The sequence below is a fragment of the Pseudomonas sp. S2_E02 genome, assembly GCF_054668355.1.
The window spans coordinates 2,768,147-2,790,355 of sequence record NZ_CP162761.1 but is presented as its reverse complement, the minus strand read 5'-3'; the positions used below and the strand labels follow the sequence as shown (position 1 = coordinate 2,790,355).

The following is a 22,209-nucleotide window of genomic DNA, read 5'->3' as shown; positions in this document are numbered from 1 at the left end:
CACGTCTGGATTGCGAATACGCCATGACCTTGCAGTACCCAACCATCGCCGATTGCGTCGGCAACACGCCGCTGGTGCGTTTGCAGCGCCTGCCCGGTGCTACCAGCAACACCCTATTGCTCAAGCTCGAAGGGAATAACCCGGCAGGTTCGGTCAAGGACCGTCCGGCGTTGTCGATGATCACTCGCGCCGAGTTGCGCGGGCAGATCCACGCCGGCGATACGCTGATCGAAGCGACCTCGGGTAACACCGGGATCGCGCTGGCCATGGCCGCTGCGATCAAGGGTTACAAGATGATCCTGATCATGCCGGACAACTCCAGCGCCGAGCGTAAAGCGGCGATGACCGCGTACGGTGCCGAGCTGATTCTGGTCAGCCAGGAAGAAGGCATGGAAGGCGCCCGCGACCTTGCGCAGCGCATGGAAGCCGAAGGCCGTGGCAAGGTGCTCGATCAGTTCGCCAATGGCGACAATCCTGAGGCGCACTACACCACCACGGGTCCGGAAATCTGGCGTCAGACCCAGGGCACTATCACCCATTTCGTCAGTTCGATGGGCACCACCGGCACCATCATGGGCGTGTCGCGCTACTTGAAAGAGCAGAGCGACAGCGTGCAGATCGTCGGTCTGCAACCGATGGAAGGCTCGGCCATTCCCGGCATCCGCCGCTGGCCGCAGGAATACCTGCCGAAAATTTATCAGGCCGACCGCGTCGACCGTATCGTCGACATGGCGCAAAGCGAGGCCGAGGACGTCACCCGTCGTCTGGCCCGCGAAGAAGGTATCTTCTGCGGCGTGTCCTCGGGCGGTGCGGTGGCAGCGATGCTGCGCCTGTCCCAAGAAGTTGAAAACGCGGTGATCGTCGCGATCATCTGCGACCGTGGCGACCGTTACCTGTCGACCGGCATTTTCGACGCGCCTAACTGATGGCCAAGCACGAGAGAGGCCTGCGCTTCCAGCCCACGGGCGGGAGCAAGGCCGCGCAAATTCCGACCGGCAAAAAGCAGCGCTTGACCATTGAGCGCCTGGCCAATGATGGTCGCGGTATTGCGTTTTTCGAAGGCAAAACCTGGTTCGTCCTCGGCGCCCTCGCCGGCGAAGAGGTCGAAGCGCGGGTGCTCGGCGCCCACGGCAAAGTGGTCGAGGCGCGCACCGAGCGCGTGTTCAAGGCCAGCGAACTGCGTCGCCCGGCACCGTGTCAGCACGCTGGTCGTTGCGGCGGTTGCAGCGTCCAGCACTTGCCCCACAGCGAACAGCTTGCCCTGAAACAGCGCATGCTCGCCGAGCAATTGTCGCGTGTCGCCGGTGTCGAACCTGACGCGTGGGCAGCGCCGCTGACCGGTCCCGAATTTGGCTATCGCCGTCGTGCCCGCATCGCGGTGCGTTGGGACATGAAGGCGAAGAAACTCGAAGTCGGTTTCCGTGCCGCCGGCAGCCAGGACATCGTCGCGATCAACGAATGCCCGGTGCTGGTACAGCCCTTGCAACCGATCATGACCCGTTTGCCGGAGATGCTTCGTCGTTTGAGCAAACCGCAGGCACTGGGCCATGTCGAGTTGTTCAGTGGCTCGTCACTGGCGGTGCTGCTGCGGCACATGGCGCCGTTGTCGGAAGCGGATCTGACCATCCTCAAGGAGTTCTGCCAGTTCCATGAAGCGCAATTATGGCTGCATGGCGAAGGCGAGCCGCAACCGGTCGATGCGACCCAGGCGCTGGGCTATCGCCTGGAACAGTGGGATCTGGATCTGGCGTACCGCCCGGGTGACTTCATCCAGGTCAACGCCGGCGTCAACGAAGCCATGGTTGCGCAAGCGCTGGACTGGCTGAAACCCGGTAGCGACGAGCGCGTGCTGGATCTGTTCTGCGGCCTGGGCAACTTTGCCTTGCCGCTGGCCAAAACCGTTCGGGAAGTGGTGGCGGTCGAAGGCGTGCAGACCATGGTCGATCGCGCCGAAGCCAATGCGGCTAGTAACAATTTGCATAACACAAAGTTTTTTCAAGCCGATTTATCCCAGCCTTTGACCGATGCCCAGTGGATCGGAAACGGCTTTTCTGCGGTACTCTTGGACCCACCGCGTGACGGTGCTTTCGAGGTGGTTCGCAAGCTGGCGACCCTGGGTGCCAAACGGTTGGTGTATGTGTCGTGCAACCCTGCAACTCTGGCGCGCGATACGGTCGAATTGATCAAGCAGGGCTACCGGTTAAAACGTGCCGGGATTCTCGATATGTTTCCTCAGACGGCACATGTCGAGGCCATGGCGTTATTTGAAGCGAGCCAGGATGGCTCGTCTGAATCCGCCTGATCTGTCCGTGCAGCGCTCGCTTTAGCCCCGCGAGCGCAAACGGGCAACAAGGGTCAGCGATTTGACGCATTGAATCTGCGTCGTAGGGAAGGTAAAGCAAGATGGTACAGGTGAGAGCACACCAGCCGATCAACACTGACGGCAGTATCAATCTCGAGGCTTGGCTCGATCACGCGGTCAGTGTCGATCTGGCACTGGATCGCGAAGCCTTGAAAGAAGCCTGCGAGTTCGCTCGCGAGGCCGAACAACAGTCCAATGCCAGGAAGAATCTGTGGGCCGAAGGCTCCGGCAGTTTCAGTACGGGCCTGGAAATCGCCGAGATTCTCGCCGACCTCAAGCTCGATCAGGATTCGCTGGTCGCAGCGGTTTTGTATCGCGGCGTGCGCGAAGGCCAGATCGAACTCGCGGCTGTCGGCCAGCGCTTCGGTCCGGTGGTGGCCAAGCTGATCGACGGCGTGCAGCGCATGGCCGCCATCAGTGCCAGCCTCAGCCCGCGTCAGTCGATGGTCATGGGCACGCAAGGGCAGGTGGAAAACCTGCGCAAGATGCTGGTGGCGATGGTCGATGACGTTCGCGTTGCCCTGATCAAACTCGCCGAACGCACCTGCGCCATTCGTGCGGTGAAAACCGCCGACGACGAAAAGCGTAACCGCGTCGCCCGCGAAGTCTTCGACATTTATGCGCCGCTCGCGCACCGCCTCGGCATCGGTCATATCAAATGGGAACTGGAGGACTTGTCCTTCCGTTATCTCGAGCCGGATCAATACAAGCAGATTGCCAAGTTGCTCCACGAGCGACGGCTGGACCGTGAGCGTTTCATCGCCGATGTGATGACCCAGCTCAAGGATGAATTGCAGGCCACCGGCGTCGATGCCGACATCAGCGGCCGGGCCAAACACATCTATTCGATCTGGCGCAAAATGCAGCGCAAGGGTCTGGAATTCAGCCAGATCTACGACGTGCGTGCGGTGCGCGTGCTGGTCCCGGAAATGCGTGACTGCTACACCGCGCTCGGCATCGTCCACACCTTGTGGCGGCACATCCCGAAAGAATTCGACGACTATATCGCCAACCCGAAAGAGAATGGCTACCGCTCGCTGCACACGGCGGTGATCGGCCCTGAGGGTAAAGTGCTCGAGGTGCAGATCCGTACGCACTCGATGCATGAAGAGGCTGAGCTCGGTGTCTGCGCGCACTGGCGCTACAAGGGCACCGACGTCAAATCAGGCTCCAACCACTACGAAGAGAAAATCTCCTGGCTGCGACAGGTCCTCGAGTGGCATGAAGAGCTGGGCGATATCGGTGGTCTGGCCGAACAGCTGCGCGTCGATATCGAGCCGGATCGGGTCTACATCTTCACCCCCGATGGCCACGCCATCGACTTGCCGAAGGGCGCGACACCGCTGGACTTCGCTTATCGCGTGCACACCGAGATCGGCCACAACTGCCGTGGCGCGAAGATCAATGGGCGCATCGTGCCGCTCAACTACAGCCTGCAGACCGGTGAGCAGGTCGAGATCATCACCAGCAAGCACGGTACGCCGAGCCGCGACTGGCTGAACTCGAACCTCGGTTACGTCACCACCTCGCGGGCGCGGGCGAAGATCGTTCACTGGTTCAAATTGCAGGCGCGCGATCAGAACGTTGCCGCCGGTAAAACCCTGATCGAGCGCGAACTGACGCGCCTCGGTCTGCCTGCGGTGGACTTCGACAAGCTGGCCGACAAGGCCAACATGAAAACCGCCGAAGACATGTTTGCCGCCCTCGGTGCCGGCGACCTGCGTCTGGCGCAACTGGTCAACCTCGCGCAGCAACTGGTCGAACCGGAACGCGGCAACGAGCAGCTGGAACTGATTCCACGCAAAGCCACCGGTTACAAACCGGGCAAGCGCGGCGACATTCAGATCCAGGGCGTCGGCAACCTGATGACGCAGATGGCCGGTTGCTGCCAGCCGCTGCCGGGCGATGCGATCGTCGGCTATATCACTCAGGGCCGTGGCGTGAGCATTCACCGTCAGGACTGCGCCTCGGTGCTGCAACTGGGTGGGCGCGAACCGGAGCGGATCATCCAGGTCAGTTGGGGCCCGGTGCCGGTGCTCACCTATCCGGTGGACATCGTTATCCGCGCCTACGACCGTTCCGGTCTGCTGCGTGACGTCTCGCAGGTATTGCTCAACGAACGCATCAACGTGCTGGCGGTCAACACCCGCTCGAACAAGGAAGACAACACCGCGCTGATGTCCCTGACGATCGAGATCCCGGGTCTGGATGCGCTGGGGCGCTTGCTGGGGCGGATTTCGCAGTTGCCGAACATCATCGAAACGCGGCGTAACCGTACCCCTTGAACACCGACGCCGATCAACTGTTGATCGTTCCCACGCTCCGCGTGGGAATGCCTCTAGGGACGCTCTGCGTCCAGTGACGCGGAGCGTCACGGGCTGCATTCCCACGCAGAGCGTGGGAACGATCAAGATCGCAGAAAGGGTTGAGTGAGATTTTGTATGTACAGCCTTGAAGACCTGCTCCACCTGATGAACCGTCTGCGCGATCCGCAATACGGTTGCCCGTGGGACATCAAGCAAACCTACGCGACCATCGTTCCGCACACCCTCGAAGAAGCCTACGAAGTGGCCGACGCCATCGAGCGCGGCGACTTCGATCACTTGCAGGGCGAGCTGGGCGATCTGCTGTTCCAGGTGGTGTATTACAGCCAGTTGGCCAAGGAAGAAGGGCGCTTTGAATTTGCCGGGGTGATCGACAGCATCACCCGCAAGCTGATCCGTCGTCACCCGCACGTGTTTCCCACCGGTGATCTCTACGCGCCGCTGGATGTGCCGCGCTTGAGCGAAGAACAGGTCAAGCAGCGCTGGGAAGAGATCAAGGCTGAAGAGCGCGCGGAGAAATCTGCCGCGCCCGAGCAACTGTCACTGCTCGATGACGTGCCGGCAACGTTGCCGGCATTGTCGCGTTCGGCCAAGTTGCAGAAGCGCGCAGGCCAGGTTGGTTTCGACTGGCCGGACGCCTTGCCGGTGCTCGACAAGGTGCGCGAAGAACTTGATGAAGTCCTCGAAGCCATGTCCGAAAACGATGCCGTCGCCGTAGCGGACGAGATCGGCGATCTGCTGTTTTCCGTGGTCAACCTGGCCCGGCATCTGAAGGTCGACCCGGAAACTGCGCTGCGTGGCGCCAACGGCAAGTTCGAAAGACGTTTCCGATTTATCGAACAGGCATTGCGCGACACCCACCGTCCCATAGAAGATTGCACCCTCGAAGAGTTGGACGCCCTGTGGGGTGAAGCCAAACGTCAGGAAAAGAATTTGCCCGGCTGCGGCTGAGCCACTGCCCAAGTGAGTAAGCACCATGAGTATTTCCCTTCGCGACCAGTTGCTCAAAGCAGGCCTGGTCAACCAAAAGCAGGCCAAGCAGGTCAGCAAGGACAAGCAGAAGCAGCAACGTCTGGCGCACAAAGGTCAGATCGAACTGGATGACTCGCAGCAGCGTGCCGCCCAGGAAGCCATGGCCGAGAAGGTCAAGCGTGACCAGGAGCTGAACCGCCAGCAGAAAGAGAAAGCCGAAGCCAAGGCGCGTGCAGCACAGGTCAAGCAACTGATCGAAGTCTCGCGTCTGCCGAAGCTGACCACCGAGGACTACTACAACTTCGTCGACGACAAGAAGGTCAAGCGCATCTCGGTCAACACGCTGATGCGCAACAAGCTCAGCAGCGGTTCGCTGGCGATCGTGCACCATGCCGGCGGCTACGAAGTGATCCCGCGTGAAGCGGCCCTGAAGATCCAGGAGCGCGATCCACAGCGCATCGTCCAGCTCAACGTGCAGACCGAAGAGGTCAGCACCGAGGACGATCCGTACGCGGCGTATCAGATCCCTGATGATCTGATGTGGTAAATCGATAAAGCTGTAATAACGACAAACCCCGCTCATGGCGGGGTTTGTCGTTTTCAATGCTGTGGTTGAATCAGGAGGAACGGGTTTCGCGTTGTTGCTCTTGCACTTCGAGTTCGGCCTTGTAGTTGTGGGCATCGATCTCGTTGTGGAACATGCCGACCAGCAAGTCTTGTTGATGCACGTCCCAGATGCGGATACCGGCGGCTACGCCTTCGTGGGACATGTGTGAATCGTCGCGTTCAGTTACTTTTACAGTCATCTGCTAGCTCCAAATCTCAAGTTATCTGCAGCAAGGCGTGTGCAGGACTCTTTTATATGATTTGTTAGCTTGCTAAGTAAACGCTTGATTTGCGCAAGGTGTTATTGCGTTTTTTGCAACAGTGCTGCAGCCCGCGTAATCCGCGACATTCGGTCGCAGGGCGGTAGGTTTCATGACAGAAGTTTCATTTTCAGAAGCGCCGAAACCCATTGTGGGAGCCTGCTCGCGATAGCTGAGTGTCAGTAGCTGATGGCGGTGGCTGATCCACCGCTATCGCGAGCAGGCTCACTCCTACAGGGGATTTGTGTCGGCCATGAGTTTTGCGCGGGCAAAAAAAACGCCCCGAACCAGTCGGGGCGTTTTCATGTGTGGCTCAAGCGGGGGGAATTACTTGCCTTCCCAGCGCTTCAGTACCAGCGTGGCGTTGGTGCCGCCGAAGCCGAAGCTGTTGCTCATCACAGTGTTGATGGTGGCGTTTTCGCGGGTCTTGGTCAGCACCGGCAGGTCGGCCACTTCAGGGTCCAGCTCGTCGATGTTGGCGGAACCGGCAATGAAGTTGCCTTCCATCATCAGCATGCAGTAGATCGCTTCGTGAACGCCGGCGGCGCCCAGGGAGTGACCGGACAGGCTCTTGGTCGAGCTGATCGCTGGTGCCTTGTCGCCGAACACTTCACGCACACCTTTCATTTCCGCGACGTCGCCGACCGGAGTCGAGGTGCCGTGGGTGTTCAGGTAGTCGATCGGCGTATCAACGGTGGACATCGCCATCTGCATGCAGCGGATCGCGCCTTCGCCACTTGGGGCAACCATGTCGTAGCCGTCGGACGTTGCGCCGTAGCCAACGATTTCGGCGTAGATCTTCGCGCCACGGGCCAGAGCGTGTTCCAGTTCTTCAACCACGACCATACCGCCACCGCCGGCAATGACGAAACCGTCACGGTCAGCGTCGTAGGCACGGGAAGCTTGTTCCGGGGTGTCGTTACGCTTGCTGGACAGAGCGCCCATTGCGTCGAACAGGAACGACTGGCTCCAGTGCTCTTCTTCACCGCCACCGGCGAAAACGATGTCCTGCTTGCCCATCTGGATCTGTTCCATGGCAGTACCGATGCAGTGAGCACTGGTGGCGCAGGCAGATGCGATGGAGTAGTTCAGGCCTTTGATCTTGAATGGCGTGGCCAGGCAAGCGGAAACGGTGCTGCTCATGGTCCGCGTTACACGGTACGGGCCAACGCGCTTGACGCCTTTCTCGCGCAGGATGTCCAGCGCTTCCATCTGGTTCAGCGTGGAAGCACCACCGGAACCAGCGATCAGGCCGGTACGCGGGTTGGACACTTGCTCTTCGGTCAGGCCGGAGTCAGTGATGGCGTCTTTCATGGCCAGGTAGGCGTACGCGGCTGCGTGGCCGACGAAGCGATAGATCTTGCGATCGATCAGTTCTTCAAGGTTGAGGTCGATGGAGCCGGAAACCTGGCTACGCAGACCCATTTCAGCATATTCCGGGTTGAACCGGATGCCAGGGCGGCTTGCACGCAGGTTAGCGGAGACGGTCTCTTTGTCATTGCCCAGGCACGAAACGATGCCCAGACCAGTGATAACGACGCGGCGCATGCGAATAACCCTTAGAAGTTGTCAGTGGAGGTGAACACGCCGACGCGAAGGCCTTCGGCGGTGTAGATTTCGCGACCGTCGACAGTCACCGAACCATCGGCGATGGCCAGGTTCAGCTTGCCCTTGAGGACGCGTTTGATATGAATGTTGTAGGTGACTTTCTTGGCGGTCGGCAGCACCTGACCGAAGAACTTCACTTCGCCTGAACCCAGCGCACGGCCACGGCCCGGCAGGCCTTGCCAGCCCAGGAAGAAACCGACCAGTTGCCACATGGCATCCAGACCCAGGCAGCCCGGCATCACCGGATCGCCTTCGAAGTGGCACGCGAAGAACCACAGGTCAGGGTTGATATCCAGCTCGGCGACCAATTCACCTTTGCCGTACTTGCCGCCTTCTTCGCTGATCAGGGTGATGCGATCGACCATCAGCATGTTCGGGGCGGGCAGTTGCGCGTTACCTGGGCCGAACAGCTCACCGCGACTGCAGCGCAGCAGATCTTCCCGAGTAAAGGCGTTTTGTTTGGTCATGCGAGCTCCTCAATAATCCCATGCGGCAGGTGGGGCAAATCTTCCCGACCGTTCGAAGCGTTCATGCCTCGAACCGGCAGCCTACTCATAGACTATTGCGTTGTGGTGAAAGTCACAGCACCAAGGACATGAATGTACACTTGTGCACTGAAATTTTTATTCAAGCCTCTTTTGAGGCTCGTTCGGGTGCCTAAGACTGCCGCACTTTCGCTTTTCACGCCAGTCGCAGATGGTCGAAAGGCCCACACTACGACACCCAGCGCTGCAGAATCTGCTGCAGATCATTACGTTTGAACGGCTTCGCCAGATAATCGTTCATGCCCGCCGACAGGCAGGTTTCCCGGTCGCCCTGCAAGGCGTTGGCGGTCAGCGCGATGATCGGCACTTCGCTGCGTCCGGGTAGGCAACGGATCTGTCGGGTGGCCTCATAGCCATCGATGATCGGCAAACGGCAATCCATCAGAATCACTTCGAAGTCGCTGCCCTCGGCGCTGCGCACGGCTTGTGCGCCATCGGTAGCAACACTGACAGTAAAGCCCAGACTGCGCAGCATCGCTTCAATAACGGTCTGGTTCACTGGATTGTCTTCGACCAGCAAGACATTGCGCCCTTCACCATGCTCTTTGCCGTTCAGTGCACGCGGCGCAGCCAGGGGCGGCAGCGCCTGCTTATAGAGTGCCAGGGGAATTTCCAGAGTGAATACCGAACCGCGACCTTCCTCGCTCTGCGCGCGCAAGGTGCCGCCCATGCGTTCGGCCAGCGTGCGGGCGATCGGCAGACCGAGACCGGTGCCGCCATAGCGCCGTGAAATCGAACTGTCGGCCTGCTGGAAGGCATTGAACATCAACTCCAGACTTTCAGAAGAGATACCGATGCCGCTGTCACGCACCGAACAGGTGAACCACAGTAATTCGTGATCCAGCGACTGCCACTGCGCCTCGATGCTGACCCGGCCCTGTTCGGTGAATTTCAGCGCATTGCCAACCAGGTTGACCAAAATCTGCCGGATCCGCGTCGGATCGCCCTGCACCTGCAAACCGCGCATGTCGTCCGGGATGCGCAAGTTCAGCGCCAGACCCCGCTGCACCGCGCTGTGCTGGAACGACTGGGCGCAGGCGCCGATCAGTTCGGCGAGGTTGAACGGGATGTGCTCCAGTTCCAGTTCCGAGCGTTCGATGCGCGAGAAGTCGAGAATATCGTTGATGACTTTCAGCAGGTGTTCGGTGGACTCCGAGGCAAGGGCGGCGTATTCGACCTGCTCCTCGGTCATCTCAGTGGTTTCCAGCAGTTGCAGCATGCCCAGCACGCCGTTCATGGGCGTGCGCAGTTCGTGGCTCATCATCGCCAGAAAGTCCGACTTGGCGTTGTTGGCCTTTTCCGCCTCTTCGCGGGTCTGAATCAGTTGCGCCATGGCCTGGTGCTGCTCACGGCTGGCCTGTTCCAGCGCTTGGGCGAGGTTGTTGATGTGCTGCGACAGCGCGCCCAGTTCGGTGTCATCGACAATCGGCAGCGGGGTTTTGTAATCGCCGTCCTGAATCGCCTTGACTGCATCGCCGATGTCGCGAATCGGCTGCGACAGGCTGCCGGCCAGGCGTCGTGCCAATACGAAGGTGAAGAGCAGGGCGAACAGCGCGAGAATCCCGGCCTTGAACAGAATCTCCTGCTGGCGCTGGCTGAAGGCATCGTTGGACAAGCCAACGATTACTCGGCCCAGATAGTCCTCGCTGGCCCCGCCGTTGCTGACCTTGCCGTCCTGAAAGAAATCATTGTGCAGGGCGATGCGTTGCAGGCGCACCGGTGCCTGAAACACTTCAACCTGATGCGGGCGACTGTGCGCGGCGGCGGGCTGTTCGACGTACACCAGAATCCGGTTGGCGCTGTCCTGTATTTCGAGAAAGCGCACGTTGGGCGTGGCCAGTGTCGCTTTGAGCAGGCTTTCCAGCACTTCGTTATTGCCGGAAATCACCCCGTATTCAGTGGCGGGTGCCAGTTGGTTGGCGATCAGTTGGCCGGTGTGGTTCAGCTCCTGGCGCAAATCCTGAATGCGCACAAAGGTAAAGAAGCTGATCAGCAACAAGGTCAACAACAGCGCCGGGCCCAGACTGATCAACTGGGTGCGGGTGTTGATGTCCCAACGGCGACGAAAACTCATGGACGGCGTTCTCCTTCAGCCAGCGCTTGGGCGACAGACGCTTCATTTAGCGGCTCGATCCCTAGGGAACGAGCGACCTGCGCATTACTTGAGACTTTAAAGCGTGCGGGGTAGAGCGTTCGCGGCCAACTGGCCGGCGATTGGTCGAGCAAATGATCGAGCACGGCCAGCCAATCGTTCTGGTCGCTGTAGGTACTCGCCAGGCTGCCGGCGCGGACGAACGCCACGTTGGGACCGACCAGCGCGACTTGCCGTGAATAGCTGCTGAGCAGCAGGTTTTTCGCGGTTTTCGGGTTGTACAGGTCGGGGTCGTCGAGGCCGAGTAACACGTCGCTGTTCTTCAGCACGGTTTGCAGCGGGCGGCTGTCGTGGATGTTGTCCCAGCGCTGGCTGACGATTTGCAGGTTCAGTGGTTTAGCGGCGAGATTGAGTTCGTTGAGGAGGAATTCGCTGTGTTGATCGAAGAGCACGCCGATGCGCTGGGCCTGGGGCAGAATGCGTCGGATCAACTGCAACTGGCGGCTCAGCGGTGGGTCACTCCACAGCAAACTCAGGTGCGCCGGTTGCGCGCTGCCGAGGCGCTGGCGCGCTTGCAGACGACTGATGCGCAGCACCAGCGTTGCCGGGCCTTGGGGGTCTTGCAGGCGCCAGTCGAGGCTCGGCAGGTCGAGCAGAATCAGGCGCAGACTGGCAGGCAGTTTTCCCGGTGCCGGCAGACTGGCCAGCGGCTGGAAACGCACGTTGTCAGTCGGACGCAATTCGCTGAGTGCCTGGACGAATGCTTGCACGCCGGGACTTTCCTCGGCACCGGTCAACAGAATATCGGCGGCTTGCACCGCCATGCCATGAAGCCATGCGGTCAGAAACAGGCAAACCCCGGCCAGCCAGTGGCCAAGGGTTGGCAGCTTCCGTGACGGCCCGTAGCGCATCCTAGAACTCCAGCTCAGCGCTGAAATACATCACCCGACGCTCGTCGTAATTATTGTCGACGAAGGTGGTCGGCTCATGGTCGAGGCGCTGTTGCAGTACGCCGGCCAGTTGCAGCTGGGCTTTGCCCAGCGGGATGCGTTTGGCGATGCGCGTGTCGACCCGCTCGAAACGGTAGCCATTGAGCGCGTTGTCGCCGTAATAGAAGAGGGCGCTGTTCCAGCCATGGCCCCAATCGCGCAGCCAACCGGCCGAACCGCTATTGCGTGAGGTGAATTGTTGATCCAGCGGATTGCTCGCTTCGGCATCGACGAAGGCGTAGGTGAACCGCAAGCGGTCGGCCAGGCTCACGCGCCAGTCGAGCTGGGTTTCGGTGCCACGAAACCGCGAGCTGTTGGCGTTGCTGGCGATGTATTGGTTGTTACGCAGCGGCTCACTGATCATTCCGGTGATCTCGTCGTAGAACAGCTTCACATCCAGGGCCAGGCCCAGCTCGGCGAAGTAGCCGTTGTAGCCCAGCTCCCGCGAGCGCATGTGCTCCTGATCGAGATCGCCCGGGCCGCGCGTCTTGACGAAGTACCGCGCCGACGACTGGCCGTAAGCCGAAGGCCGCAGGTTGCTGACCTGATAGCTCCAGTTGACGTTGTTCTCGAACATGTCCGGCGAGCGGATCGCTTCCGAGTAAACCGCGCGCAGGCCGTGGCGCGGGTTGATCAGGTAATTGACGGCGAAGCGCGGCGTCAGCGAACTGCCGATCAGTTGCGTGTTTTCGAACATCGCACCGCCCTGCAACAACCAGTGTTCAGTGGCACGCCATTCCAGTTGGCCGAACGCGCGCCACGTGGTGTCGTCCAGCGTGCCATTGAAGTAGGTTTCGGAGTCGGCGCGGTCGTAACGATAGTTCATGCCGCTGACCAGACGCAGGCTGTCGGACAGGCTGAGGGTGTCCTGCAATTCGAGGTCGTAGCGCGATTCCCGTGCGCTCTGGTCGATGTCGCCGCACAGGGTGCGACTGGCGCCGTTACGCCATTGATCAAGCACCTGATTGGCCAGGGCCATTTCCTGCGGGGTGCCGGGCGCAGCGCCAGGGCCGGTGTAACGGGTGATGTTGCGCGCCAGGCGTTCGGTGTAATTCGGGTTGAGTTGCCACAGTTGCGTCAGTTCGGGGCTGAATGACACCTCGGCATCGCAGGCGCGCCAGGTTTGCTGACGATCCCAGTGTTGCGCCGAGCCTTGTATATAAAGGCTGTGCTCCGGGTTGAGATCGAGGTTCCAGCGCACCGAGCCGGCGTAATCCTTGGCGACCACGTCGGAATTGTTCCCGGCGGCGGTAATCCCGGAGAACACCGGACGATAGGTGTACGGCCGTTGGTTGCTGCCGTCCTTGGCGTTGACCTGCCAGTCGAGGCTCTGGTTATCGCTGAGGGTGTGGCTGACCGCGAGACTGAAACGGTTCAAGCGCCGGCTGTCGCGGTAATCGGCGCCGCTGCGATCGCTGTCGAAGCCGTCGTCTTCTTGCCCGGACAGCGACAAGCGCAGATCGCCGCCATTCCAGCCGGTGCCCTGGCTGGCGTAGAAATCGTTGATGCCGCGCTGACCACGGGTGTACTTCAGCCGCGTACCGTGGCTGTCCGCCGGGTTTCGCGTGATGATGTTGACCACCGCCATCAGCGCGTTGGCGCCGTAGCTGACAGTGTTGGGGCCGCGAAAAACTTCGATGCGCTCGATGTCTTCCATGGCCACCGGAATATCGCTCCAGTCCACCGTGGACAAACCGGCGCGGTACACCGAGCGACCGTCGATCAGCACCTGCATGCGCCGTGCTTCGCTGGCGTTGGTGCCGTGGTAATTGACCGCCGCCTGATTGCCGCTGATGTTGCCGACCATCATCCCCGGCACCAGTCGCAGCAGTTCGCTGATATCGCGGGCACCGCTGGCGTGGATCAGTTCGTTGTCAATTACGGTCATGCTTCCAGGCACTTCCGCCGGTGTCTGCTTCAGGCGCGTGGCGGTCAGCACCTGGGGCAGTGCTTCGTTGTCCATGAACAGGTCGTCCGCCATTAATACCGGGCTGAACAGCAGCGCCAGTAAGACGGACGAACGCGGGGACGCAGAGCCAAAAGACACGACACAACCTTGATAGCGAAGAATTGGCGCGCATGTTAACCGAGGGCAGCGACATTTCCAGTCACGTTGCAGGCATTTTCCTAGGTTTTATTGGTCTTCTTCCTACAAGTGTCGGTAATTGTTGCTGGGGCTGGCCGCGCGTTGGCCGCCCCGTATAATGCCGGCATCGCCACTGGTATGGATTAACGGATTGCATATGACTGAACAGCGCCCGATTGCGGTCCTGGGAGGCGGAAGTTTTGGTACCGCCGTGGCCAATCTTTTGGCCGAGAACGGCCATCAAGTCCGGCAGTGGATGCGTGACCCCGAGCAGGCCGAGGCCATCCGGGTCAATCGCGAAAACCCGCGTTACCTCAAAGGCATCAAGATTCTGCCGGGGGTGACTGCCCTCACCGACCTGCAGGAAACCCTCGACGCCTGCGATCTGTGCTTTGTCGCGCTGCCGTCCAGCGCGTTGCGCACGGTGCTTGCCGCTCACGCCGAGCGGTTGAGCGGCAAGATGCTGGTCAGCCTGACCAAAGGCATCGAAGCGCAGACCTTCAAACTGATGAGCCAGATTCTCGAAGAAATCGCCCCGCAGGCGCGCATCGGCGTGTTGTCCGGGCCGAACCTGGCGCGCGAGATTGCCGAGCACGCACTGACCGCCACCGTGGTCGCCAGCGAAGACGAAGAACTGTGTAAAGCCGTGCAAGCCGCGCTACACGGTCGTACCTTCCGCGTTTACGCCAGTGCTGACCGTTTCGGTGTCGAACTGGGCGGGGCGTTGAAAAACGTTTACGCGATCATCGCCGGCATGGCGGTGGCGCTGGAGATGGGCGAGAACACCAAGAGCATGCTGATCACCCGGGCACTGGCGGAAATGACCCGTTTTGCCGTGAATCAGGGCGCTAATCCCATGACCTTCCTCGGTCTGGCCGGTGTCGGCGATCTGATCGTGACCTGTTCGTCGCCGAAGAGTCGCAACTATCAAGTCGGTTTTGCGTTGGGTCAGGGCTTGAGTCTCGACGAAGCGGTATCACGACTTGGTGAAGTCGCTGAAGGGGTCAACACCTTGAAGGTGCTCAAGGCCAAGTCTCAGGAAGTCGGCGTGTACATGCCACTGGTCGCCGGGCTGCACGCAATCCTGTTCGAAGGACGCACGCTGGAACAGGTGATCGGTCTACTGATGCGAGCCGAACCGAAAACCGACGTCGATTTTATTTCCACCAGTGGTTTCAACTGATTCAGCACGGAGCAAGTCATGAACGATCCGAAAACCGAAGCCAAGTACGAATCCATCCTTCTGCGTGTGTTGTGGATGATCGTCTACGTGCTGGTCTGGCAAGTGGCACAGTTCATCCTCGGCGCGGTGGTGCTGGTGCAACTGATCTACCGTTTGATCTATGGCGCCCCGAGCGCCAGCCTGATGAATTTCGGCGACAGCCTGAGCCAGTTTCTGGCGCAGATCGGCCGTTTCGGCAGTTTCCACAGCGACCAGAAACCGTGGCCGTTCGCCGACTGGCCAACCCCGCGTACTCCGGAAGGTGAAGCGCCGCACGCCGTCGCACCGGCACCGCATCCGGTCCGAGATGAGGAACCCAAGCTATGAAACTCTGGGTATTACGTCACGGTGAAGCCGTGCCTTACGGCTCGTGCCCCGACTCCGAACGGGAACTGACCGATCACGGCCGTAAAGAAGTCTTGAACAGCGCGGCCCATTTGATCGGCCAACCGCTGACGGCGATCTACGCCAGTCCTTATCTGCGCGCGCAACAGACTGCGCAGATTGTTCGTGAGGCGCTGGGTTTCGAGCCGGAGATTCGCACGGTCGAGTGGCTGACGCCGGAGACCGACCCGGACAAGGTCACCGATCAACTGGTGTCGGTGAGCAACGTCCTGCTGGTCAGTCACAACCCGCTGGTGGGAAATTTGCTCAGCTATCTGCAGCATGGCGCCGGGTATCCGCCGGAGAAGGTCAGTACTGCCGGGTTGGCTGAGCTTGAAAGCGCAGAGCTGCTGATCGGCTCGATGACCCTCAACAGCCTCAAACATCCATAACGCTGGTTCCTTGTGGGAGCGAGCCTGCTCGCGAAAGCGGCGTGTCATTCATCATTTATGTGTCTGACAGCCTGCATTCGCGAGCAGGCTCGCTCCCACATTGGTTTCTGCGTAAACCATGAAATTATTTGTGTGAATTTTCCAACCAAGCACTTGCTTGGTTGACTACGCTTGCTCCAGACCCAAAAAACAGGAGCGAGTCGCATGTCTGCCGCCTTCCGTTTGCCGCTGGACGTGTTCTACGAACGTGAAGCCCGGCACCCGCGCCAGCGCTTCCTCGTGCAGCCCATTGGCGGCGGCCAGGTCGAGACGTTGAGCTGGGCCGACGTCGGCCATCAGGCCCGCTGCGCCGCACATTGGTTGCGTGCGCGGGAGTTGCCGCAGGGCAGCCATATCGCCCTGATCTCTAAAAACTGCGCGCACTGGATCATCGCCGACCTGGCGATCTGGATGGCCGGGCACGTCTCCGTTCCGCTGTATCCCAACCTCACCGCCGACTCTGTCGCGCAAGTGCTCAATCACTCGGAAAGCGTCCTGGCCTTCATCGGCAAGCTCGACGACTGGCCGGGCATGTGCAAAGGCGTGCCGGCGGATCTGCCGACCATCAGCCTGCCACTGCACCCGCCCGGGGATTTCGATTTTACTTGGGCCGACTTGCAGCGCAGTTCGCCGATTCAGGATGATCCCCATCCGGCGGCCGAGCAATTGGCGACGATCATTTACACCTCCGGCACCACCGGCCTGCCCAAAGGCGTGATGCACAGTTTTGCCAATCTCGGTTTCGCCACGACGCGCGGCACGCAACTGTTCGGGCTTAACGAGAACGATCGACTGCTCTCGTACTTGCCGCTGTGCCACGTCGCCGAGCGCATGTTCGTAGAACTGGCGTCGATCTACACCGGGCAGACGGTTTTCTTCGCCGAGAGCCTTGAGACCTTCATCACTGACCTGCAGCGAGCACGGCCGACCGCGATGTTCGGTGTGCCGCGCATCTGGACCAAATTCCAGATGGGCGTGTACAGCAAGATCCCGGCGAAACGTCTGGATTTTCTTCTCGGTCTGCCATTCATTGGCAAGCGCGTTGGTCACAAGGTACTGGCAGGCCTGGGGCTGGATGCTTTGCGCGTGGCGTTATCCGGTGCCGCGCCGGTGCCGCAGACCTTGCTCGCTTGGTATCAGAAACTTGGCCTGGATGTGCTGGAGGTCTACGGCATGACCGAGAGTTGCGGCTACTCGCACATCTGCCTGCCGGGGCAATACAAGCAGGGTTGGATCGGCAAGCCGTGCCCGGATGTCGAAGTACGCATCGATGAGTCGGGCGAGGTGCAGGTGCGCAGTCAGGCGAACATGCTCGGCTATTTCAAGGAACCGCAGAAGACCGCCGAAACCCTGACTGAGGACGGCTTTCTGCGCACCGGTGACAAGGGCGAACAGGATGCTGAAGGGCGCCTGCGCCTGACTGGCCGACTCAAGGAGATCTTCAAGACCAGCAAGGGCAAATATGTTGCCCCGGCACCGATCGAAAATCGCTTGGCCGTGCATTCGCGGATTGAACAGGTGTGCGTGGTAGGGGACGGCCTAAGCGCGCCACTCGGCTTGTGCGTCTTGTCGACGGTCAATCAGGAGGAGGGCCGGGCGAGCCTGCATTCGAGCCTGGAAAAACTCCTCGAAGAGGTCAACGCCGTGCTCGACAAGCACGAACGCCTGCGTCGACTGGTGGTGGTCAAGGACAGTTGGGCGGTGGAAAACGGCTTCCTCACGCCAACCCTGAAGATCAAGCGCAACGTCATCGAAGACACCTATGGCGCGCGTTTCGAAGAATGGAGCGAGCGCAGCGAGGCGGTGCTGTGGCAGGATTGAGCGACCACTAAAACAACAAAGGAAGTCTGCGATGAGCTTGTGGCGTACCACTCCGAACATCGAGCAGTTGAACGCAATCCAGAAGAACACCATTGGCGAAGTGCTGGACATCCGCTTCGAAGCGTTCGACGAAGAATCGCTGACTGCAAGCATGGCCATCGACCATCGCACCCATCAGCCCTACGGTTTGCTGCACGGCGGCGCCTCGGTGGTACTGGCAGAAACCGTCGGTTCGATGGCCAGCTATCTGTGCATCGATGCCAGCAAGTTTTACTGCGTGGGACTTGAGATCAACGCCAACCATCTGCGCGGCTTGCGCAGTGGGCGGGTGACGGCGGTGGCTAAGCCGATTCACATTGGTCGCACCACGCATGTGTGGGACATTCGCTTGACCAGTGATGAAGGCAAGGCCAGTTGTGTGTCGCGGTTGACCATGGCGGTGGTGCCGTTGGGTGAGCAGCCACCCTCACCCTAACCCTCTCCCAGAGGGAGAGGGGACTGACCGAGTGGTTTATTCGAAGTACATCGACCTGAGATACCGAGTCGAATCAAGATTCGGAAAAGCATGCAGATCGGCTCCCTTTTCCCCTCGTTCCCCTGGGGGGCGGTCCGACGTTTCGGGAGGGCTGGGGTGAGGGGGACGCGATCTCTCTGACACACCATCACGCTGACCGGACTGTCATCATTCCTGGCAGTTACGGTCATTGCTGTAAGCCGCGGTCTTACGGACAATCAACGCCACGTTTCCCGCTCATGGATTTGCCAGCATGTCGCAACCGATCTTTTTCGCCCACGCCAACGGCTTCCCTTCGGGCACCTATGGCAAATTGTTCGCGGCGCTGGCGCCCGAGTACCGGGTCGCGCATCTGGAGCAGCATGCCCATGACCCGCGTTTCCCGGCGGATGACAATTGGTACAACCTCGTCGACGAGTTGATCCACCATTTGCAGCAGCAGGATCAGCCGGTGTGGGGCGTCGGCCATTCGTTCGGCGGCGTACTGCATTTGCACGCGGCACTGCGTTGCCCTGAGCTGTATCGCGGCGTGGTGATGCTCGATTCGCCGGTGCTGACCCGCACTGATCAGTGGGTAATCCGCGCGGCCAAGCGCTTTGGCTTCATCGACAGACTGACCCCGGCCGGCCGCACGTTGGGCCGGCGCGAAGAGTTCGCCGACCTCGACAGTGCGCGCAGCTATTTTGCTGGCAAGACGCTGTTTCGCGGCTTCGATCCGGAATGTTTCGACGCCTACCTGCAGCACGGTTTGCACAAGGTTGGCGACAAACTGCGCCTGCGTTTCGACCCGGCCACCGAGATCAGCATCTATCGCGGCGTGCCGCACACCAGCCCTGGCCGTACCGGTCAATTGCAAGTGCCGCTGGCGGTGGTGCGGGGGCATACGAGTCGTGTGGTCATGCGCCATCACACCCGTTTCGTTTCGCGTCTGGCCCAGGGCGAGGCGTTGAGCATGCCCGGCGGCCACATGTTCCCGCTTGAGCGTCCACAGGACACCGCGCGGTTGTTGAAGAATCTGTTTACCCGTTGGGAGCACCGTCAGAACAAGGATTGCGCATGAGTCCGACCTTCGAAGAAGTGCGCCTGAGCCTGCCGCATATAGAACTGGCCGCGCATTTATTCGGGCCCGAGGACGGGCTGCCGGTGATTGCACTGCATGGTTGGCTCGACAATGCCAACAGCTTTGCCCGATTGGCGCCCAAACTCAAAGGCTTGCGCATCATTGCGTTGGACATGGCCGGGCACGGGCACTCCGGGCATCGGCCGAACGGCGCCGGCTATGCGCTGTGGGATTACGCCCATGACGTGCTGCAAGTCGCCGAACAACTGGGCTGGAAGCGTTTCGGCCTGCTCGGGCATTCGATGGGTGCCATCGTTTCCATGGTGCTGGCGGGTTCGCTGCCGGAACGCATCAGCCATCTGGCGCTGATCGACGGCGTCATTCCTCCTACAGACAAAGGCGAAAACGCCGCCGAGCGCATGGGCATGGCCCTGCAAGCGCAACTGGATCTGCGCGAGAAGCGCAAACCGGTTTACAGCACCCTCGACCGTGCCATCGAAGCGCGCATGAAAGGTCTGGTGGCGGTCAGCCGTGAGGCGGCTGAATTGTTGGCCCAGCGCGGTCTGATGCCGGTGCCCGGCGGTTACACCTGGCGCACCGACAATCGCCTGACCCTGCCTTCGCCGCTGCGTCTGACCCAGGAACAGGCAATGGCTTTCGCGCTGCGGGTCAGTTGTCCGGCGCAGCTGGTGGTCGCGGCTGACGGCATGCTCGCCAAACATCCGGAGCTGCTGGAGCGTCTACCCTTTAGCCGGGAACAGTTGGCGGGCGGGCACCATTTGCACCTGAACGACGAGGCGGGTGCCGGCCTTGTAGCAGACTGTTTCAATCGGTTCTTCGCCATTCCTTGACTTGCTGCGGGCAACTGTCGAGGCTGGGCGGGTTGAAATGGGAGACAACTACGATGGATTTCTATACCGCTGCGACCTCGAATTACCCAGTCATGCCGATCCGATGAGCCTGACTATGCGGTCACTCAGTCTGTTGGCACTGTGCTGTTTCAGTACCGTTTCGTTCGCCGCCGATGTGCCGGGCAGTCAGGATCTGCAGATCGTGCCGCGTCTGGCCGATGCACAGATCGTCGACTACCGCCCGCCTGTGGAGCTTGAGCGGATCTATCCGCTGGGCTCGATCCGCAAGATCAGCGGGCAGCTGCGTTTCGACGGTCAGGTCACCGCCCGTGGCCAGACCACTTCGGTGACCTACGAGTTGCCCCCCGAACACTCCGCCACCGAAGCCTTTACTGCCGCTCGTGAAGCCCTGCAAAAGCAGGACGCCGAATTGCTGTTCTGGTGTCAGGCGCGTGATTGCGGTGAAAGCAGCCTGTGGGCCAACGAGGTGTTCGGCAACGCCAAGTTGTACGGTGCTGACGAACAACAGGCGTATCTGTTGTTGAGACTGGCCGCACCGCGTGACAACACGCTGGTGGCGCTTTACAGCATCACGCGCGGCAATCGCAAAGCCTATCTGCATGTCGAACAGTTCGAGGCGGCTGCACCGTTGGGTGAGCTGCTGCCGACCTCGGCGACCCTGTTGCGTCAGTTGAAAAGCACCGGTGAACTGGATTTTCCTGATCGCGTGAATGATCCGGACGATACATGGCTACGCCTGATTTCCCGTGGCCTTAATCTCGATACGACGTTGCGCGTGACGGTGTCCGGGCCGAAAGCCGAGGCATGGCGACAGGCCCTGATCAATCAGGGCGTGCGGGCGGCACGCATGGAGACCGGCAGTGTTGAAGGCTCTGGCCTGCGCATCGATCTGTTGCGTTAAGCTGTTTCGGGCGAGCACGAACTGCGTGTTCGCCTACTCTTTGCCTGACTGACTTTTTCGAGACATTACATGCTCAATAACGATCGCCTGCTGGTGCAAATCCTGCTGCTGGTGTTGTTTGGTGCCAGCCTGTGGGTGATGGCTCCGTTCTGGTCGGCCCTGTTCTGGGGCGCGGTGCTGGCGTTTGCCAGTTGGCCGCTGATGCGTCTGTTGACCCGCTGGCTCAACGGGCGTGAGTCGCTGGCTGCGGGGATTCTGACGCTGGGCTGGATGCTGCTGGTGGCCGCGCCGCTGGTCTGGCTGGGGTTCAACGTGGGGGATCATGTGCGTGATGCCACGGCGTTCATCAAGGATGTGCAGGTCGACGGTCTGCCGGAAGCGCCGGTGTGGCTGGGGACTTTGCCGTTTGTGGGCGAGCGGCTGGTCGGGCTGTGGAACAGCATCGATCAGCAGGGCGCCGCGCTGATGGTGTCGATCAAACCTTATCTGGGGCAGGTCGGTAACTGGCTGCTGGCGCGCAGTGCGCAGATTGGTGGCGGGATTCTCGAGCTGACGTTGAGCATTGTCTTTGTGTTCTTTTTCTATCGTGACGGGCCGCGACTGGCGGCGTTTGTGCACAGTCTGCTGGAGCGCTTGATCGGGGATCGTGCCGGGTATTACATCGAGTTGGTGGCGGGTACGGTGCAGCGGGTGGTCAACGGGGTGATCGGCACGGCGGCGGCGCAGGCGGTTCTGGCGTTGATCGGGTTTTTGATTGCCGGGGTGCCGGGGGCGCTGGTGCTCGGGATTGTCACCTTCCTGTTGAGTCTGATTCCGATGGGGCCGCCGTTGGTGTGGGTGCCGGCGACGGCTTGGCTGGCGTGGAAGGGTGAGTACGGGATGGCGGTGTTTCTCGGGATCTGGGGGACGTTTGTCATCAGTGGGGTGGATAACGTGCTCAAGCCGTATTTGATCAGCCGCGGGGGGAATTTGCCGTTGGTGATTGTGTTGCTTGGGGTGTTTGGCGGGTTGATTGCGTTTGGGTTTATCGGGTTGTTTATCGGGCCTACGTTGTTGGCGGTGGCTTATAGTTTGTTGACGGATTGGAGCAAGAGTCAGGGGCGGGTTGAGGAGCGGCGCTGATTTTTGTGGGCATATCCGTTGCTGCGGGTGTTGCTGAT

20 protein-coding genes are annotated in these 22,209 nt (G+C 60.4%); 14 read left to right on the top strand and 6 right to left on the bottom strand.

Annotated elements, in window-relative coordinates; all coding sequences use genetic code 11:
- Nucleotides 1-23: 23 nt before the first annotated feature.
- The 5 genes from cysM (at nt 24) to AB4O01_RS12445 (ending at nt 6,205) form a co-directional block, all read left to right on the top strand.
- Nucleotides 24-926: a cysteine synthase CysM gene (cysM, locus tag AB4O01_RS12465; protein WP_175559687.1), complete on the top strand. Its 903-nt coding sequence runs from the start codon at nt 24-26 to the stop codon at nt 924-926.
- Nucleotides 926-2,302, top strand: a complete 1,377-nt coding sequence (gene rlmD / locus AB4O01_RS12460; protein WP_093442221.1) for a 23S rRNA (uracil(1939)-C(5))-methyltransferase RlmD — start codon at nt 926-928, stop codon at nt 2,300-2,302. Before cysM ends, rlmD begins: the two co-directional genes overlap by 1 nt.
- Before the next feature lie 101 nt (nt 2,303-2,403).
- Nucleotides 2,404-4,647: a GTP diphosphokinase gene (gene relA / locus AB4O01_RS12455; RefSeq protein ID WP_077574114.1), complete on the top strand. Its 2,244-nt coding sequence runs from the start codon at nt 2,404-2,406 to the stop codon at nt 4,645-4,647.
- Nucleotides 4,648-4,803: 156 nt separating this feature from the next.
- A complete protein-coding gene (gene mazG, locus AB4O01_RS12450; protein ID WP_116256332.1) occupies nt 4,804-5,637 on the top strand; it encodes a nucleoside triphosphate pyrophosphohydrolase in 834 nt (277 codons plus the stop codon).
- 25 nt (nt 5,638-5,662) lie between these two features.
- A complete protein-coding gene (locus AB4O01_RS12445) occupies nt 5,663-6,205 on the top strand; it encodes a DUF2058 domain-containing protein (RefSeq protein WP_016987455.1) in 543 nt (180 codons plus the stop codon).
- 70 nt (nt 6,206-6,275) lie between these two features.
- Here the strand turns inward: AB4O01_RS12445 and AB4O01_RS12440 are convergent, their stop codons facing one another.
- From AB4O01_RS12440 to AB4O01_RS12415, 6 genes are all read right to left on the bottom strand, one after another.
- Nucleotides 6,276-6,464 (bottom strand): hypothetical protein, encoded by a 189-nt coding sequence (locus AB4O01_RS12440; RefSeq protein WP_077574113.1) that lies wholly within the window; start codon nt 6,462-6,464, stop codon nt 6,276-6,278.
- Nucleotides 6,465-6,851: 387 nt separating this feature from the next.
- Nucleotides 6,852-8,072: a beta-ketoacyl-ACP synthase I gene (fabB, locus tag AB4O01_RS12435; protein ID WP_007968959.1), complete on the bottom strand. Its 1,221-nt coding sequence runs from the start codon at nt 8,070-8,072 to the stop codon at nt 6,852-6,854.
- A gap of 11 nt (nt 8,073-8,083) precedes the next feature.
- Nucleotides 8,084-8,599, bottom strand: a complete 516-nt coding sequence (fabA, locus tag AB4O01_RS12430) for a 3-hydroxyacyl-[acyl-carrier-protein] dehydratase FabA (RefSeq protein ID WP_003227150.1) — start codon at nt 8,597-8,599, stop codon at nt 8,084-8,086.
- Between the two features lie 247 nt (nt 8,600-8,846).
- On the bottom strand, nt 8,847-10,751 hold the full coding sequence (locus AB4O01_RS12425; RefSeq protein ID WP_093442229.1) for an ATP-binding protein: 1,905 nt from the start codon (nt 10,749-10,751) through the stop codon (nt 8,847-8,849).
- On the bottom strand, nt 10,748-11,680 hold the full coding sequence (locus AB4O01_RS12420) for an ABC transporter substrate-binding protein (protein ID WP_414925594.1): 933 nt from the start codon (nt 11,678-11,680) through the stop codon (nt 10,748-10,750). Before AB4O01_RS12420 ends, AB4O01_RS12425 begins: the two co-directional genes overlap by 4 nt.
- A 1-nt stretch (nt 11,681) precedes the next feature.
- A complete protein-coding gene (locus tag AB4O01_RS12415) occupies nt 11,682-13,805 on the bottom strand; it encodes a TonB-dependent receptor plug domain-containing protein (protein WP_460091935.1) in 2,124 nt (707 codons plus the stop codon).
- 196 nt (nt 13,806-14,001) lie between these two features.
- Here AB4O01_RS12415 and AB4O01_RS12410 point away from each other — a divergent pair, with 196 nt between their 5' ends.
- From AB4O01_RS12410 to AB4O01_RS12370, 9 genes are all read left to right on the top strand, one after another.
- Nucleotides 14,002-15,027 (top strand): NAD(P)H-dependent glycerol-3-phosphate dehydrogenase, encoded by a 1,026-nt coding sequence (locus AB4O01_RS12410; RefSeq protein ID WP_460091933.1) that lies wholly within the window; start codon nt 14,002-14,004, stop codon nt 15,025-15,027.
- Nucleotides 15,028-15,045: 18 nt separating this feature from the next.
- Nucleotides 15,046-15,393 carry a DUF4389 domain-containing protein gene (locus AB4O01_RS12405; RefSeq protein ID WP_008087808.1) on the top strand — a complete coding sequence of 116 codons (348 nt, stop codon included), beginning with the start codon at nt 15,046-15,048 and terminating at the stop codon, nt 15,391-15,393.
- Entirely contained in the window at nt 15,390-15,842 is a 453-nt protein-coding gene (gene sixA / locus AB4O01_RS12400; protein ID WP_320336515.1) for a phosphohistidine phosphatase SixA, read from the top strand. The genes AB4O01_RS12405 and sixA overlap by 4 nt, the downstream gene beginning before the upstream one ends.
- 204 nt (nt 15,843-16,046) lie before the next feature.
- Nucleotides 16,047-17,702 (top strand): AMP-binding protein, encoded by a 1,656-nt coding sequence (locus AB4O01_RS12395; RefSeq protein WP_460091931.1) that lies wholly within the window; start codon nt 16,047-16,049, stop codon nt 17,700-17,702.
- A 31-nt stretch (nt 17,703-17,733) separates the two neighbouring features.
- Nucleotides 17,734-18,177 carry a hotdog fold thioesterase gene (locus AB4O01_RS12390; protein ID WP_093442258.1) on the top strand — a complete coding sequence of 148 codons (444 nt, stop codon included), beginning with the start codon at nt 17,734-17,736 and terminating at the stop codon, nt 18,175-18,177.
- A 292-nt stretch (nt 18,178-18,469) separates the two neighbouring features.
- Nucleotides 18,470-19,276: an alpha/beta fold hydrolase gene (locus AB4O01_RS12385; RefSeq protein ID WP_460091929.1), complete on the top strand. Its 807-nt coding sequence runs from the start codon at nt 18,470-18,472 to the stop codon at nt 19,274-19,276.
- The gene (locus tag AB4O01_RS12380; protein WP_460091926.1) at nt 19,273-20,127 is read left to right on the top strand and encodes an alpha/beta hydrolase; all 855 of its coding nucleotides are present in this window, start codon (nt 19,273-19,275) and stop codon (nt 20,125-20,127) included. The genes AB4O01_RS12385 and AB4O01_RS12380 overlap by 4 nt, the downstream gene beginning before the upstream one ends.
- A 115-nt stretch (nt 20,128-20,242) precedes the next feature.
- On the top strand, nt 20,243-21,049 hold the full coding sequence (locus AB4O01_RS12375; protein ID WP_093442271.1) for a DUF4892 domain-containing protein: 807 nt from the start codon (nt 20,243-20,245) through the stop codon (nt 21,047-21,049).
- Nucleotides 21,050-21,118: 69 nt separating this feature from the next.
- The gene (locus tag AB4O01_RS12370) at nt 21,119-22,171 is read left to right on the top strand and encodes an AI-2E family transporter (RefSeq protein WP_257355901.1); all 1,053 of its coding nucleotides are present in this window, start codon (nt 21,119-21,121) and stop codon (nt 22,169-22,171) included.
- The last annotated feature ends 38 nt before the right edge of the window (nt 22,172-22,209 follow it).